At 68.8% G+C, this 15049-nt stretch carries 15 protein-coding genes; 5 read left to right on the forward strand and 10 right to left on the reverse strand.

Going from position 1 to position 15049, the window contains the following annotated elements:
- Positions 1-42: 42 nt before the first annotated feature.
- Genes SB751_RS13145 through SB751_RS13155 form a run of 3 tightly spaced genes read left to right on the forward strand, consistent with a single transcriptional unit; the run spans position 43 to position 840 of the window.
- Complete coding sequence (locus SB751_RS13145; protein ID WP_377731516.1) at positions 43-324, forward strand: isochorismatase; 282 nt, start codon at positions 43-45, stop codon at positions 322-324.
- Positions 317-538, forward strand: a complete 222-nt coding sequence (gene infA, locus SB751_RS13150; RefSeq protein WP_092299836.1) for a translation initiation factor IF-1 — start codon at positions 317-319, stop codon at positions 536-538. Before SB751_RS13145 ends, infA begins: the two co-directional genes overlap by 8 nt.
- An 8-nt stretch (positions 539-546) precedes the next feature.
- Positions 547-840, forward strand: a complete 294-nt coding sequence (locus SB751_RS13155; protein ID WP_246118931.1) for a translation initiation factor 1 — start codon at positions 547-549, stop codon at positions 838-840.
- Positions 841-852: 12 nt separating this feature from the next.
- On the opposite strand, the gene panE is transcribed toward SB751_RS13155, so the two are convergent.
- From panE to atzF, 6 genes are all read right to left on the reverse strand, one after another.
- Positions 853-1773, reverse strand: coding sequence for a 2-dehydropantoate 2-reductase (gene panE, locus SB751_RS13160; RefSeq protein WP_211943706.1), 921 nt, complete (start codon positions 1771-1773; stop codon positions 853-855).
- Positions 1774-1863: 90 nt separating this feature from the next.
- Positions 1864-2568: a GntR family transcriptional regulator gene (locus SB751_RS13165; protein WP_244844910.1), complete on the reverse strand. Its 705-nt coding sequence runs from the start codon at positions 2566-2568 to the stop codon at positions 1864-1866.
- Between the two features lie 111 nt (positions 2569-2679).
- On the reverse strand, positions 2680-3501 hold the full coding sequence (locus SB751_RS13170) for an ABC transporter ATP-binding protein (RefSeq protein ID WP_144197115.1): 822 nt from the start codon (positions 3499-3501) through the stop codon (positions 2680-2682).
- 2 nt (positions 3502-3503) lie between these two features.
- Complete coding sequence (locus tag SB751_RS13175; protein ID WP_144197116.1) at positions 3504-4355, reverse strand: ABC transporter permease; 852 nt, start codon at positions 4353-4355, stop codon at positions 3504-3506.
- Positions 4356-4360: 5 nt separating this feature from the next.
- A complete protein-coding gene (locus SB751_RS13180) occupies positions 4361-5383 on the reverse strand; it encodes an ABC transporter substrate-binding protein (RefSeq protein ID WP_144197117.1) in 1023 nt (340 codons plus the stop codon).
- A gap of 41 nt (positions 5384-5424) precedes the next feature.
- Positions 5425-7155, reverse strand: a complete 1731-nt coding sequence (atzF, locus tag SB751_RS13185) for an allophanate hydrolase (RefSeq protein WP_144197118.1) — start codon at positions 7153-7155, stop codon at positions 5425-5427.
- A 337-nt stretch (positions 7156-7492) separates the two neighbouring features.
- On the opposite strand from atzF, the gene SB751_RS13190 reads away from it, so the two are divergent.
- Complete coding sequence (locus tag SB751_RS13190) at positions 7493-8794, forward strand: cation:proton antiporter (RefSeq protein ID WP_244844909.1); 1302 nt, start codon at positions 7493-7495, stop codon at positions 8792-8794.
- Between the two features lie 28 nt (positions 8795-8822).
- Here SB751_RS13190 and SB751_RS13195 read toward each other — a convergent pair whose 3' ends face one another.
- From SB751_RS13195 to SB751_RS13210, 4 genes are all read right to left on the reverse strand, one after another.
- Entirely contained in the window at positions 8823-9725 is a 903-nt protein-coding gene (locus SB751_RS13195) for a DMT family transporter (RefSeq protein ID WP_211943704.1), read from the reverse strand.
- Positions 9726-9792: 67 nt separating this feature from the next.
- The gene (locus tag SB751_RS13200; protein ID WP_211943703.1) at positions 9793-10536 is read right to left on the reverse strand and encodes a restriction endonuclease; all 744 of its coding nucleotides are present in this window, start codon (positions 10534-10536) and stop codon (positions 9793-9795) included.
- Between the two features lie 142 nt (positions 10537-10678).
- Complete coding sequence (locus SB751_RS13205; protein WP_410748110.1) at positions 10679-12103, reverse strand: PQQ-dependent sugar dehydrogenase; 1425 nt, start codon at positions 12101-12103, stop codon at positions 10679-10681.
- Between the two features lie 61 nt (positions 12104-12164).
- The gene (locus SB751_RS13210; protein ID WP_250025915.1) at positions 12165-13652 is read right to left on the reverse strand and encodes a PLP-dependent aminotransferase family protein; all 1488 of its coding nucleotides are present in this window, start codon (positions 13650-13652) and stop codon (positions 12165-12167) included.
- Between the two features lie 102 nt (positions 13653-13754).
- Between SB751_RS13210 and SB751_RS13215 the strand changes: the two genes are divergently transcribed.
- Entirely contained in the window at positions 13755-15020 is a 1266-nt protein-coding gene (locus tag SB751_RS13215; protein ID WP_144197123.1) for a 4-aminobutyrate--2-oxoglutarate transaminase, read from the forward strand.
- Positions 15021-15049: the final 29 nt, after the last annotated feature.

Raw genomic sequence — 15049 nt, forward strand, 5'->3', positions numbered from 1 at the left:
CCTGCGCATGCGCGTTCACGCGAAACGAGACATCACATCACATTGCAGCAAACGCAAATCATTGAATCGCCGTACACGGTTGCCGTGTACCCCATCGAGCAAGAGCCAGGCGTCTGGTTCGCGGCCTATCTGATCCGCGAATACAAGGACGGCATGGAGCGCGTGGTGGCCAACGTGGCCATGCGCCACGACACCCACCGCACCGCCGCCCGGGCCAAGCATGCCGCCCGCTGTGCCGGCGAGGGCGCCATCACGCGCCTGGCTGCGCGACACCTTCAACCGGGCGCCATTGCCCACGCTAATCAAGGAGCCCGTCATGGCTAAGGAAGATCTCGTCGAGTTCGGCGGCCACGTTTCCGAAGTGCTGCCCGATAACCGTTTCCGCGTCGTACTCGAAAACGGCTTCCAGGTGTGGGCGTATTCGTCGGGCCGCATGAAGAAGAACCGCATCCGGATCCTGGCCGGCGACCGCGTAACACTGGAAATGTCGCCCTATGACCTGACCAAGGGCCGCATCAACTACCGGCACAAGAATTGAGCGCAGTCATGAACCATCCCGCCCCCGACGAGGCCATCATGTCCGCCACGTCTGCCAATGACGAATGGGAAATCATGCACCTGACGCCCGCGGGCTGGATGGACGGCAGCTACCGGCACGAGCCGGGCGAGGCCGTGGACATCGCCGCGCCGGCCGATGACGTGCTGACCGTGCGCCGGCACGTCAGCGCCACCTACGGCGGGCCGTGCCGCGTGGTGGAGGACCGCACGCCGCGCACCGAAGACATGGCACTGATCGAACAGTTGCTGACGAAGTTCGGCGCGCCGGGCTTCGGCGTCTGAGAATCCGGGGCGTCAGCCGCGTGCGCGGCGCGCCTCGTAGGCCTTGAGACTCGTCAAGGCCAACTCCAGGGTCGGCGCCGGCGTCTGGCCGCGCCGCGCCAGCAAGTCTCCCACGATCTGGTCCGATTCGATGGCGGCGCCGCGCTCCAGGTCGCGCAGCATCGACGCCATCAGCGGAGAGCCTTCCGCGAACAGCGTCGCCCGGGCCTGCTCGAGCGCCGGCGCCCGCGCCGGATAGCCGTTCGCGGCCGCAATGGCCGCGCACTCATCGAGCAGCGCCGCAATGGTCTCCCGCCCGTGCGGTGCGGCCAGGATGTCGCCAATCGTCGCCCGCATCAGGCAGGTGGACGAGGCCAGCGTCGCCAGAAACAGCCACTTTTCCCACATGTCCTGCATGATCGCTTCACTGCGCTGCACGTCGAAACCGGCGTTCTCGAGCAGGGCGGCCACGGCACGCGCGCGCGCGGTGGTGCCGGCTGGCCGTTCCCCGAACGAGAGAATGTGGAAGGCCGACAGATGCAGGATGGTGCCTTGCTCGTCCAGCGTGCTGGAGATCATGCAGCGGCCACCCATCACGCGCTTGGCGCCGAAGCGGGCATCGAGCTTGTCCAGGTGTTGCATGCCGTTGAGCATGGGGATGACCACCGTGTCGGGGCCCACGGCCGGCGCGAAGCTGTCCATGGCGCCGTCCAGGTCGTAGGCCTTGCAGCTCAGCAGCACTACGTCGTACGGCGCGGTGATCTGGGTGGATAGCACCGTGGGCGGGTCCTCGATGCGCACGTCGCCATGCGGGCTCATGATCCGCAGGCCGCGCTCGGCCAGCAGGGCGGCGCGCCGGGGCCGCACCAGGAACGTGACGTCACGCCCGGCCTGCAGCAGCCGCGCCCCGAAATAGCCACCAATCGCACCCGCTCCGACTACCAGAATCCGCATGTTCGACTCCCCAGGTCAGCCCGGCTCCCAGGCCGGGTGTGCGCCATTGTAGTGGGGCGCCGCAAAAGCTGCTGGCGGGCGCCGTGGCCGTCATTTGCCCTCGCCCCGCGCCTGGCTGCGGGCGAGGTAGACCTCGTGCAGGGTGATCTTGCGCACCTCCGCCTGGCTCGCGCCGATGTGCGAGCGCAGCAGCCGGCAGGCTTCATCTGACCGATGGGCGAGCACGGCGCGCAGGATGCGCCCGTGCTCTTCATACGTGGCGTCCACGCGCGCTGGCTTGGTGAAGTCCAGTCGGCGGATCAGGCGGATGCGTTCGGTCACGTCGCGATGCACGCGCGCCATCTCGGGGTTGCCGGCGGCCTCCACCAGCGTGCAGTGGAAGGCCTCGTCGAGTTCGCCCACGCGCGCCATGTCCGGCAGCCGCGCCTCGGGCGCCACCAGCCAGATCGCGGCCAGGGCGGCCAGGGCCGCCTGGTTGCTGTCCGGCGCCATCGCGCACAGCCGCCGCACCGCTTCGGTCTCCAGCACCATGCGCAGGTCGTACAACTGCTCGAATTTGTCGAAGTCGAACGGCAGCACACGCCAGCCGGCGCGGAAACTGACCTCGACGAACCCTTCCTGCTTCATCCGGAACAGTGCCTGGCGGACCGGCGTGCGTGACACGCCCAGCCGCTCGCAGACTTCGTTCTCGGTGAAGCGGTCGCCGGGCACGAGGCGAAAGTCGGCGATATCGCGCTTCAGCAGTGCGTAGACATCGTCGGCGCGCGAGGTGCGCCCGGCATCGGTAGGGGGCATGGCATTCATCGGGATAGGCGCGGTGCGGGTCTCGGCGGGACGGTTGGGCCGGCGCTGGCGCCCATTATGCGCCGGCGCCGGCCGGGTCGCCACCGGCCCCGGGGGCAGGTTTCAGCGCCGGACTTCACGCTGGAAGATCTCCAGGCTCTGCCGCTTGGCCGCGACGAAGCTCGCCTGTGACAGGGTCTCCACGGTGCGTGGCCGGGCATCGCCGTAGTCCAGGATCTCGGCCACGCGCGTCGGGCGCTTGGTCAGCAGCAGGATCTGGTCCGCCAGGTACACCGCTTCCTCCAGGTCGTGCGAGACCAGCAGCATGGTCGTGCCGGTCTGCATGAACACCTCCTGCAGCTTCTCCCGGATGAACAGCGTCATCTCGAAGTCGAGCGCGGAGAACGGTTCGTCGAGGAACAGCACCTCGGGCCGGGGCGCCAGCGCCCGCATGATCGACGCGGTCTGCTGCTGCCCGCCGGACAGCTCGTACGGGTAGCGGTTCAGGTCGAACTTCACGTCGAAGGACGCCACCAGCTCCGCCATGCGCCGGTCCACCTCGGCCTTGCTGCGGCCCTCCAGCAGGAGCGGATAGGCGATGTTGTCGATGGTCCGCATCCACGGGAACATCGCCTCGCGGTAGTTCTGGAACACGTAGCCAATGCGCGTGTCCTTGAGCGACTTGCCGTCGAACAGGATCTCGCCCCGGTCGATCGGAATCAGCCCCGCGATCATGTTGATCAGCGTGCTCTTGCCGCAGCCGTTGGGGCCGAACACCGAGACGATCTTGCCTTTCGGGATGTCGAGGTCGAAGTTCTCGTACAGCGGCCAGCCGGCGAAATACTTGGTCAGCCCGCGGATGGTGATGTGGGTGCCCGGCGGCCCCGGGCGGAACGGCGGCACCGGCACGTCGGCGTGGCGGGCGGGGGTCAGAACGGTGGTCATGGTTACCTTCCACTCCAATGGACGATGCGGCGCTCCAGCACCAGGAACGCGATGTTGAGCACATAGCCGAGCGCGCCGGCCGCGAGGATGGCCGCGTACATGGTCTTGACGTTGAGCACCTGCTGGGCGTCGATGATGGCGTGGCCGAGGCCGTTCTCGGAGCCGATGAACATCTCGGCCACGATCACGATCACCAGCGCCATCGACACGGCGGAGCGCAGGCCGACAAAGCTCGGCTGCAGGCTCTCCCAGACCAGCACGTCCCGGAAGATGCGCCAGCGGGAGGCGCCCATCACGCGCGCCGCCATCACGCGCTGCTTGCGCGCGTTGATCACGCCGTAGGCGCTGTTGAAGACCACGATCAGCAGGGCGCCGAAGGCGGCGATGGCTATCTTGTTGATGTCGGACACGCCGAAAATCAGCAGGAACAGCGGAATCAGCGCGGAAGACGGCGTGGAGCGGAAGAAGTCGATCAGGAACTCCACACTGCGGTAGGCCCGCTCATTGCTGCCCAGCAGCACGCCCAGCGGCATGCCGACCACCGCCGCGATGGCGAAGGCCTGCAACGTCCGCGCCACGGTGACGGCGAAGTCCGCCAGCAGCTCGCCGCCGGCCAGCCCGGTGGCCAGCGCCACCAGCGTATCGGCCGGGCTCGGCAGCAGGATCGGCTTGATCAGGCCGAAGCGGACCACGAGATCCCAGATGGCGAACAGCACCAGCGGGCCGACCATCGGCAGCAGCCGGTCACCCAGGGGCCGGCGCGGGGCGGCGTCGTTTGACGCCGGGGGCGCCCAGGACTTGCCGGCGGGCGGAGCCGTGGCCGGCACGGCGGCGGTATCAGACAGTTCGGACATGGTCGTCAGGCCTTGTAGAGCAGCGTGTTGACGTCCACCTTGCGCGAGAAAATGCCCTTCTCGGTGAACAGGTCGTAGAACTTCTGGAAGTGGGCCGCGTCGCTGGCCTTGAATTCATCGAAGAACAGGTAGTCGGCCATCGGCACTTCCGCCGTCAGCGCGCCTTCGATGGCGGTATAGCCCTTGAGGAAGGGGCGCGCCTCGGCCGGGTTCTGGCGCACCAGCACCACGCCGCGCCGGTAGGCGGCCAGGTAGGCCTTGGCTACGTCCTTGTTCTTGCCGAGGAACTCCGTGGTCAGGCTGGCCGAGCCGCCGTGCCACGGCGCCATCGGGTCGCCGAGGATGTAGCGCGCCACCACGCCGGCCTCCAGCGTGCGCGTGGTGCCGTTGAGCCGGCCGATGGTGCCGGTCGGCTCGAGCGAGTAGACCCCATCGATCTGGCCGGCGGCGAGCGCCGCCACGTGCTGGCCGATCGGCAGTTCCGTCACGCTGATCTTGCCGGCCCCGGCACGCTCCAGCATGGTCTTGGCAAGCACCACGTTCTGCAGGCCAGGGCCGCACGCCACGCGCTTGCCCTTGAGTTCCGCCACGGTCTTGATCGGGCTGTCCTTGGCCACCAGGAATTCGTCGAGCACGAACTTGGCGTTGGTCGGGTTGGTGCAGAAGATCTTCAGCAGGCCGGGCTGGGCAATGTCACCGATGGCCAGTGCTGCCGAAGCGGTGCCATTGGCGCTGCCGTCGCACCGGCCGGCCAGGATGGCCTCGATCACCTGCTGGGGGCTGGCGAACTTGATCGGCTCGACGTTCAGCCCGGCTTCCTTGAAATAGCCCTTTTCGACGGCGGCAAAGAAGGGCAGGCCCGAGGCGACCGGCCAGTAGCCGATGCGCAGCTTGGGCGTGCCCTGCGCGCGGACGATGGCCGGTGCGGCCAGCATGGACAGCGCGGCGGCGCCGGCCTTCAGCGCGCGGCGGCGCGAGGGAGATACCGTGGCGGGAGCAGCGGCCGGGCGAGTGGTAGAGCGGGTCATGGCGGGTTCCTGTGCGTGAAAGTTGGAGATTCGGAAGACGGTCAAGCGGCGGAGAGCGACGTGATATAGGCGCGCCAGCCGCCATGGGCGCTGACATCGGGCGCGCCTTGCAGCGCATGGCCTTCGCAGACGAAGCCATGGACCCAGCGGCCATCGGCCAGCTCGATGCTGCCCAGCGCCAGCGGGGCCGGCACCAGCGCCAGGAAGCTGCCGACGGCGGCGAGCGGCACCTGCCAGACCTCTACGGCGATGGCGGCGCCGGCTTCCTCTGCGGCGTCCACGCGGCGCAGGCCGGGCTTGGGCGGCGTGGTGCCGGGCAGCGCGTGCAGGCGGTAGCGCGGCGCGGTGGTGGTGGCCTCGGCCAGCGTCGCGCCGCGTTCGGTCAGCTGACCGTTCAGCGGCATGCCCGAGAGATGGGCGCCCACCACGGCCAGCGGCAGATGGGTTGCCGGCGACGGGGCGAGCGCGGCGATACCTACCGGCGCGGGCAGCGGGGCGCCCGTCGCACCCAGCGTCAGCCCGCTGGCGTGGTGGAAGCGTTGCCCCAGGTCGGCGAGTTGCCAGTCGCTGCCGGCCTGGCCGATCAGCGTGATGCCGAACGGCAGCCCGTCCGGGCGCAGGCTGGCGGGCACGGACAGCGCGGCGTAGTCAAGCAGGTTGACGAAGTTGGTGTAGTGGCCGAGTTCACGGTTGCGCACCACCGGATCGGCCAGCATGGCGGCGATGGTGCAATGCGTCGGCGCCGTGGGCACGCACAGCACGTCGATGTCCTGCCACATGGCAGTCGCGCGCTGGGCCAGCGCCTGGAGCGTGTGCTGGGCATCGAATACATCGGCGGCGCTGTAGCGGCTGCCTGCGGCCAGGATCGAGCGAACCGGCTCGATGACCGCCCCCGGCGCGCGGTCGAAGAAGGGGCGCACGGCGGCGTAGCGCTCGGCGACCAGCGCGCTGTCATAGAGCAGCGCGGCGGCTTCGGCGAGCGGGGCATAGTCGATGGGCACCGCGCGGCCGCCCAGCGCCTCCAGCGCGGCTACGGCGTCGTCGAAGGCCCGGCGGGCGAGGTCATCGCCAAAAAACTCAGGCTCGGCCGGCACGCCAAAACGGAACGCGGCGGGCAGCGGCGTGCGCGCCAGTGGCAACGCACGCGAATACGGGTCCTGCGGGTCATGGCCGGCGGCGGCTTCGAGCACGCGGACTGCCATGGCCACCGTGCGCGCCAGGATCGACACGCAATCCACGCTCTGCGCGGCGGGGAACACGCCGTGGGCGGAGATCAGGCCCTTGCTCGGCTTCAACCCGACGATGTTGTTGAGCCCGGCGGGCACACGGCCCGAGCCGGCGGTGTCCGTGCCCAGCGCGAAGTCCACCGCCCCGGTGGCCACCGCGTATGCCGAACCGGAACTCGACCCGCCGCTGACATAGGCCGGGTCGAACGCGTTAGGCACGGCGCCGTAGGGCGAGCGCGTGCCATTCAGGCCGCAGGCGAATTGGTCCAGGTTGGTCTTGCCGGCCAGCGCCGCGCCGGCGCCCAGCAGGCGTGCAATCACCGTGGCGTGGGCGTCCGGCACGTAGGCGAACTCGGGGCAGGCGGCGGTCGTCGGCACGCCGGCCACGTCGATATTGTCCTTGGCGGCAAAGCGCAACCCGGCCAGCGGGGCGTGATCCGGGTGCGGGGCGGAGACCGGGGTGTCGAACCGCTCGATCCACGCCGCATCGGCCTTGCCGGAGGCGGCTGGGTTGGCCGCAGGGGTAGCGGCGATAGAGGTGCGCATGAGTGTCCTATCTGAAATCCAATCTTGGATACAAGATAGCAATCGCCATGCCAAAGGCACTTCTGGGCGGATAATTGCCGCCCCGTGGGATGGAAATCTCAATGAAATCAGTGGATTAGTGGCGAGGTCGATTCCGCGTCGTCGGAGCGCCGGGGGCGTCTGGCCGCCCGCCAGCCCCCCCGTCCGGCCATCCACAAGCCCCTGCACGGTGCGCCCGCGCACCAGTGTCGGGAGGTCTTCACTGACACGGCGCTACGGGGTCCGCCCGACAGCGCCCGCCCGCCGCGCCGACTACTGTGAAAGTCTCGACCGGGATGTATCGAATAGGGGAGCCAGCTTGTTCGCGACCTGGGCATTGGTCATTGGCGCGCTGCTGATCACCATGGGGCTGATCGACTCCATGGTGAAGCGCCTGCCCATGTCCCCGTCCGGCCTGTATCTATTAGTGGGGATGGCGCTGGGGCCGGGCGGGGCCGGGCTGATCGTGCTTGACCTGACCGACCCGGGCCACGTGAAGGTGCTGGAATGGATCACCGAGCTGGCCGTGCTCGTCGCCCTGTTCGGCGTGGGCTTGCGGATGCGGGTGCAGATGACGTACCGCGTCTGGCGCCTGCCGGTGCGGCTGGCCAGCGTGGCCATGCTGCTGACCATCGGCGGCGTGTGCGCCGTGGCGGCCGGGTGGCTGCAGGTGCCGCTGGGCGTGGCGGTGCTGCTCGGGGCGATCCTGGCGCCCACGGACCCCGTGCTGGCCTCGGACGTGCAGATGGCCGATACCGAGGATCGCGACGTGGTGCGCTACAGCCTGACCGGCGAGGGCGGCCTGAACGATGGCACAGCATTCCCGTTCGTCATGCTCGGCCTTGGCCTGCTGGGCTATCACGAGCTTGGTCCGTGGGGCGGGCGCTGGATGGCGGTCGATCTGGTCTGGAGCACGCTTGGCGGGCTGGCCGTCGGCGGGCTGCTGGGCTGGCTGGCCAGCAAGACCATCCTGGTCCTGCGCCTGCGCTTCCACGAGGCGGTGGGGCTGGAGAGCTTCCTCACGCTCGGCCTGATCGGCGTCTCCTACGGCGCCGCGCTGTTGCTTCACACCTACGGCTTCCTGGCCGTGTTCGCGGCGGGGCTGGCAATGCGGCAGGTGGAGCGCCGCGAGAATCCCGCCACCTCGCCGGCGGAGGTCATGGGGCCGCTGCATACGGCCGATGTCGAGACCACCTCCACGCACGCGCGCAAGGCTGCGGCCTACCTGACCCATACCGCCTCGGAGTTCTCGTTCAATATCGAGCGGCTGGCCGAACTGTGCGTCACCCTGCTGATCGGTGCGATGCTGACCCGGGAGGTCTTCCACGCCCAGTACGTGGCGCTGGCCCTGCTGCTGATCTGCCTGATCCGGCCGCTAGCGGTCTATGCGTCCACCTTCGACCTGCCCCTGGCGCGCGGCCAGCGGCGCCTGACCGCCTGGTTCGGCATTCGCGGCATCGGCTCGCTCTACTACCTGGCCTATGCCCTGACGCACGCCGCCGGGGAGGAATGGCGTTCCTTCCTGATCCACGCCACGCTGTGCACCGTGGTGTTTTCCATCGTCCTGCACGGCCTGACGGCCACGCCGCTGATGGCTTTTTATCAACGGCTGCGGCGCTAGGTGACCACTCAGCGCCACGCAACGCCTCTCAGCGCCGCTGCGCCAGCCCGATCCCCGCGGCGATGGTGACCAGCCCCACGCCGTGATACCAGTGGGGGGACTCGCCGAGCAGCAGCGTGGAGAGCAGGGCGGCGAACACCGGCGTCAGCGTGATGAAAAACACCGGCAACTGCGCGCCGGCCCGGGCGATGGCGCGGTCCCAGGCGAAGTAGGCCAGCAGCGAGGGAATCGTCGCCACATAGAGCAGGATGCCCAGCACCTTGCCGTTCCAGGGGATGGGGGCCGGCAGGGTCATCAGCTCCCACGCCGTGACAGGCGCGCTGGCCACCACCCCGGTCACGATCTGCGCGAACAGCAGCACCGGCAGGGGCAGGTCCGGGCGATGCTTGCGCAGCAGCCAGGTGTAAGCGCTCCAGGCGATGGTCGCCGCGAGCATGAACAGGTCGCCGGGCACGAAGTCCAGCTGCGCCAGCCGCCCCAGATCCCCGCGCACCAGCACGAAGGACACCCCTACCAGGCACAGCAGCGCGCCGGCCACATGCCACGGCCGCATGCGCTCCCTGAAGAAGAGCGCGCCGATAATCAGCAGGAACAGCGGCGTGGAGGCGCCAATCAGCGTCACGTTGATCGGCGTCGAGGTGGTCAGCGCGAGATACTGGAACGCGTTGTAGCTGGCAATCGACAGCACGCCCATCGCCGTGAGCAGCCCGGCATGCCGGCGCAGCGTGGCGCGATGCTCCACCACCCCGCGCCAGGCGTAGAGCCCCAGCAGGGTCCCGGCCAGCACCCAGCGCACGAAGTTCAGGGTGATCGGCGGAAACGTACCGGCGGCCAGCCGCCCGACGATGGCGTTGCCCGCCCAGGCCAGTGGCGGGAAGGTGAGCAGGAACAGGGTGGCCCCGTCGAGGCGTCGGGTGGCGCTGGCATGCATGGGGGTGGGGAGGGCGTCGTGGGGATGCGGGATTATCCGCCAGGAACGCCTTGAGCGCTGCGGAACGCTATCCTTGGCCGCTCGACAGAGCAATCGTTGACCGGCATTTCTTGCGGGCGAAGTTTGCACATCCCCAGAATGGCCGTTCGGCATTTTTCACCGGGTTCATGGCCACGCCGCAGCGCGCGCAAATCGGCCGCCAGAACTCTCCCTCCGTGGCCTTTCGTAGCAAGGGGGCTTTTCTCTCTGCATCCAGCATGCTGAGGCGTTCGACAAATGTCTCGCCGTCAAGCAGCAGTACCTTGCCGGCGGCCGCTTCAACCTGGGCAGGGCGAGTGAAGGTCGACATCGTGACGAATACCCCTTCCTTGACATTCTCGCGCGCCATGACGCCCATCAATGCGCGAATTTGATCGACATCAACACGCTTCCGTCGCCAGCCTTTGCATTGAATCAGCTTTACGGGCTCGGGCATGTCCCTGAAGTAGAGGCGGATATCAATGCCGCCGTCGGCGCCGTGGCTCTTTTTGTCGGTCCGGAAGCCATGTGCAGCAAAGTATGCGCTGCACAGTTCCTCGAACCGGTTCCACGACAAGCTCCGAAGCAGGTCGAGCGTGAATTCGTCAGTGGGGATTCGGGGTCGATCAAACTGCAGAAGCAGCTTCTCCCGATCCTTTTGGTCATCTTCCTGCTTGCCTTGCAGGGCTTTGCCAGCCTCCACAAATTGGGCGGCCGCATCCATGGCCTTCTGCAGCCAGCCTGCATCGCTGCCCATTTTGTCCCCAGTCCGTGATTCCGTTTTTTTTTGCATGCTAGTCAGAGCCGTTTGCGCCTGCACACCGGCCTTCTGGTTTTTACCCGGGGGACAGTAGCATCTGTTCCGCCACGGCCGCTGCTCGCCACAAGGGGGGTGTTGCGACAGGCCAACGGCATAGTCGGCCCCGTTATTCCCCCTAAGGCGCCCGCTGCACCCGATACACCTTGCCGCTCGTGGATGAAGTCCCCGGGTCGGCCAACACATAGAGTTCCTGCGCGGCGTCGGTGCCGAAGGAGTAGACGCTGCCGCTGGCGGTGACCGGCCAGTCCACCCGCTCGGAGACGGCGCCGTCGCGGTACAGGAAGCTGGCCAGCTTGCCGGTGCACAGGTCGGTATAGAAATAGCGGCCCTGGAGTTCGGGCAGGGCTGCGCCGCGATAGACGTAGCCGCCGACGATGGCGCAGCCGCCGGCGTCGTGGCTGTATTCGAAGACGGGCGGGGTCAGGCCGGCGGGGTCGCAGGGGGTGGCCCCGACGCAGGCGGTGCCTTCCAGGCGGTCCCAGCCGTAGTTAAGGCCGGCGCTGGCCGTTGGCACGGCGTTGACCTCCTCGCGCTGGCCCTGGCCGACATCGGCGATATAGAGCAGGCCATTCGCATCGAACGAGAACCGCCATGGGTTGCGCAGCCCCATGGCCCAGATCTCGGCCCGGCCACCCCCGCCGCCCGTGAAGGGATTGCCGGCCGGCACGGCGTAGCTGGCGCCGCTCACGTCGATGCGCAGGATCTTGCCCAGCAGCGTGTTGCTGTTCTGGGCGTTGTTGGACGGGTCGTTGCTGCCGCCGCCGTCGCCGGTGCCGATGTAGAGCATGCCGTCCGTGCCGAACGCGAGCTGGCCGCCATTGTGATTACTGGCGCCCGGGTGCGGAATCGACAGCAGCACCGTGCCGGTGGGGTTCGCCGCGTCCGGGTTGCTGGCCGAGACGGTGTAGCGCGCCACGGTGATCGCCCCGTTCTGGTCGGTGTAGTAGACGTAGAAGCGCCCGCTGGTGGCGTAGGCGGGGTCGAACGCCATCGAGAACAGGCCGCGCTCGCCGTCGGTGGTGGTGAGGCTGGAAATGTCGAGGAAGGCCGTGCCAGGCACGCTGCCGTCCCGCACGATGCGCACCCGGCCGGCGCGCTCCACCACGAACAGCCGGGGGTCGTTGGCGGGTGCGGTGAGGAAGATTGGCGCCGCGAAACCGTCCGCCACCTGCGCCAGCGACAGCCGCATGTCCGAGGGCGCGCCGTAGCTCACGCCGATGGTTGGCGCGGTGTTGGCGGCCACCATCGCAGTCTGCACGGCCTGCGAGGGCTGGTAGGACGTGGAGCCGGTCAGCACCGGGGCCGCCGTCACGGTGTAGGTGCCGGCCACGAGGTTGCCCAGCGTGATGGTCTGGGCGGCGGTCTGCCGATACCCACCCGGCCCGTTCACTGTGATGTTGGCGGGCGTGCCGGCGGGCAGGCCGGAGACCACAACCGTGAGCGTGGCGGGCGTGCCGCCGCTGGTGATCTGGATGTCGCCGCTGCCACCACCGCAGCCGGCCAGCCACAGCGTGACGAGGCCGAGCAGACGACACAGCATCCATCGATGTGAACGAATCATCACTGACACCCCCTCACCGCGTTGCCAAAGCCTTTGTATCCTAGGTCGGTCTGAGCCGGGGCAGCAGGCAATCGAGCAGCACGTCGAAGGCGGGGCCGATGTCTTCCTCGGGCACGCAGGCATAGCCCAGCAGCAGCCCGCGCCGGAGCGCCGGCCCCATGAAATAGCGCGACAGCGGCCGCACCAGGATGCCGCGCGCGCGGATGTCAGCCGTCAGCGCCACATCGTCCACGTGATCGGGCAGGCGCAGCACGAGGTGCAGCCCGGCGTTGCTCGCGTGTTCGTGCAAGGCCTCCGCCCCAAGGTAGCGCTCGATCAGGCCGGCCAGCACCGCACGCCGGCGGGCGTAGAGCGGCCGCATGCGGCGGATGTGCGCGGCATAGTCGCCGGCCTGCATGAACTCGGCCACGGTGGCCTGCGTCATCAGGTGGCCGGCGCGGTACAGGTCGGAATGGGCGGTCTGGAAGGCCTCCGTCAGCCCCTTCGGCAGCACCAGATAGCCCATGCGCAGGCCGGGGTAGAGCGTCTTGCTGAAGGTGCCGATGTACAGCACCGGCGCGTCCGGCTCCATACCCTGCAGCGACGGAATCGGCTGGCCGGAGAAGCGGAATTCGCTGTCGTAGTCATCCTCCACGATCCAGCTGCCGTGCCGCCGCGCGAACTCCAGCAGCGCGCGCCGCCGCCGCAGGCTCATCACGGCGCCCAGCGGATATTGGTGCGAGGGCGTGACGAAGATAAAACGCGGCGCGGGGGCGTCGGCCTCCGCCTCGGGCAGGCACAGCCCTTCGGCGTCCACGGGCAGCGGCACCATGCCGATGTCGCTGACCTGCAGCACGCCGCGTATGCCCCAGTAGCCCGGCTCCTCCACCCACGCCTGATCGCCCGGCGAGCCCAGCATGCGCGCCACGAGGTCGATCGCCTGATGGATGCCTTCGGTAATCAGCACCTGATCCGCGTCGCAGCGCACGGAGCGCGCCACGCGCAGGTGGGCCGCCACTGCCTCGCGCAGGGCCGGCAGGCCGCCGCCGTGGCTGTAGCTGAGCCATTCGGGCTGCGGCCGGCGCCACAGCCGCGCGGCGATCTGGGCATAGCGCCGATGCGGAAAGCGCGTCAGGTCCGGCACGCCGGGCATGAAGGCGCCCCATTGCGTGGGCGATGCGGCGGCACTGGAGACCAGCCGCTGCCCGCGCGGCGAGAGGCCCGGCATGGCCGGTGCCGTGGCCGGCGCGCTGTCCGCGGCGGTGGCGTTCAGGTAGCGCTCGGGCGCTGTGTCGGCCACGAAGGTGCCGCTACCCGTGCGGGCGCGCAGGTAGCCCTCGGCCAGCAGTTGCTCGTAGGCAAACATCACCGTGTTGCGGGACAGGCCGAGTTCCGCCGCCAAGTCGCGCTGGGGCGGCAGGCGCGTGGCGGGCGCCAGGCTGCCGTCCAGGATCGCCCCCCGGATGCAGGCGTAGAGCGCCCGATTGAGCGGTTGGTCGGTCGGCTGGCCGAGTCGCTGGAGCAGCAGGTCGCCGCAGATCGATTTCACATTGGCACCATCGAATTTGTCAAAGTGGCGCTGGATTGTAGGGCCAAAGGAGATTGGAATGCACGTCACACCTGTCACTCCCTGCCCCAAGACCTCGGACCCATGAAAAACAGCGAACTGAACCAATCCCGTGCCCAGGCCACGCCGCGAGGCGTTGGCGTGATGTGCGATTTCTATGCCGACCGGGCCGAGAACGCCACCCTGTGGGACGTGGAGGGCCGCCAGTACACCGACTTCGCCGCCGGCATCGCCGTGCTGAACACCGGGCATCGGCATCCGCGTGTGATGCAGGCCATCGTCGCCCAGCTCGACCGCTTCACCCACACCGCCTACCAGGTGGTGCCGTACCCGAGCTACGTCACGCTGGCCCAGCGCATCAACGAGCTGGCGCCGGTGCCCGGGCCGAACAAGACCGCGCTGTTCACCACGGGCGCGGAAGCCGTGGAGAACGCGGTCAAGATCGCGCGCGCCCACACCGGCCGCCCGGGCGTGATCGCCTTTTCGGGCGCCTTCCACGGCCGCACGCTGCTGGGCATGGCGCTGACCGGCAAGGTGGCGCCGTACAAGGTCGGCTTCGGCCCGTTCCCGTCGGACATCTTCCACGCGCCGTTCCCCAACGCCCTGCACGGCGTCAGCACGGCGCAGGCGCTGCAGGCGCTGGAGGGGCTGTTCAAGACCGACATCGATCCCAACCGCGTGGCCGCCATCATCGTGGAGCCGGTGCAGGGCGAGGGCGGCTTCCAGCCGGCCCCGGCCGACTTCATGCGCGGCCTGCGCGCCGTGTGCGACCGCCACGGCATCGTGATGATTGCCGACGAGGTGCAGACCGGCTTCGGCCGCACCGGCAAGCTGTTCGCGATGGAGCACTACGACGTGCGGCCCGATCTCGTGACGATGGCCAAGAGCCTCGCCGGCGGCATGCCGCTGTCGGCGGTGTGTGGCCGCGCGGCCATCATGGATGCCCCGCTGCCGGGCGGGCTCGGCGGCACCTACGCGGGCAACCCGCTGGCCGTGGCCGCTGCGCACGCGGTGATCGACACCATTGCCGAGGAACAGCTGTGCGAGCGTGCCAACGCACTGGGCCGGCAGCTTAGCGAGCACCTGACCGCGCTGCGCGCGAGCTGCCCGGCGCTGGCCGAGGTGCGCGGGCTGGGCTCGATGATCGCTGCCGAGTTCCGCGACCCCGCCACGGGGGCGCCCAGTGCCGAGCACGCGCAGCGCGTGCAACGCCGTGCGCTGGACGCCGGCCTGCTGCTGCTGACGTGCGGCACCTACGGCAATGTGATCCGCTTCCTCTACCCGCTGACGATTCCGCAGGCGCAGTTCGACGCCGCGCTGGGCGTGCTGGCGCAGGCCATGGTCGAGTAAGTCAGACGCCATGGCGGGGCACGCCCAGC

Source organism: Cupriavidus sp. SIMBA_020 (assembly GCF_046535395.1).
Lineage (GTDB): Bacteria > Pseudomonadota > Gammaproteobacteria > Burkholderiales > Burkholderiaceae > Cupriavidus > Cupriavidus campinensis.

Bases quoted from the DNA above. Each gene is read 5' to 3' on its own strand.
- infA (WP_092299836.1), top strand. From the start codon at position 317: ATGGCTAAGGAAGATCTCGTCGAGTTCGGCGGCCACGTTTCCGAAGTG.
- SB751_RS13155 (WP_246118931.1), top strand. From the start codon at position 547: ATGAACCATCCCGCCCCCGACGAGGCCATCATGTCCGCCACGTCTGCC.
- panE (WP_211943706.1), bottom strand. From the start codon at position 1,773: ATGCGGATTCTGGTAGTCGGAGCGGGTGCGATTGGTGGCTATTTCGGG.
- SB751_RS13165 (WP_244844910.1), bottom strand. From the start codon at position 2,568: ATGCCCCCTACCGATGCCGGGCGCACCTCGCGCGCCGACGATGTCTAC.
- SB751_RS13170 (WP_144197115.1), bottom strand. From the start codon at position 3,501: ATGACCACCGTTCTGACCCCCGCCCGCCACGCCGACGTGCCGGTGCCG.
- SB751_RS13175 (WP_144197116.1), bottom strand. From the start codon at position 4,355: ATGTCCGAACTGTCTGATACCGCCGCCGTGCCGGCCACGGCTCCGCCC.
- SB751_RS13180 (WP_144197117.1), bottom strand. From the start codon at position 5,383: ATGACCCGCTCTACCACTCGCCCGGCCGCTGCTCCCGCCACGGTATCT.
- atzF (WP_144197118.1), bottom strand. From the start codon at position 7,155: ATGCGCACCTCTATCGCCGCTACCCCTGCGGCCAACCCAGCCGCCTCC.
- SB751_RS13195 (WP_211943704.1), bottom strand. From the start codon at position 9,725: ATGCATGCCAGCGCCACCCGACGCCTCGACGGGGCCACCCTGTTCCTG.
- SB751_RS13200 (WP_211943703.1), bottom strand. From the start codon at position 10,536: ATGCAAAAAAAAACGGAATCACGGACTGGGGACAAAATGGGCAGCGAT.
- SB751_RS13205 (WP_410748110.1), bottom strand. From the start codon at position 12,103: ATGCTGTGTCGTCTGCTCGGCCTCGTCACGCTGTGGCTGGCCGGCTGC.
- SB751_RS13215 (WP_144197123.1), top strand. From the start codon at position 13,755: ATGAAAAACAGCGAACTGAACCAATCCCGTGCCCAGGCCACGCCGCGA.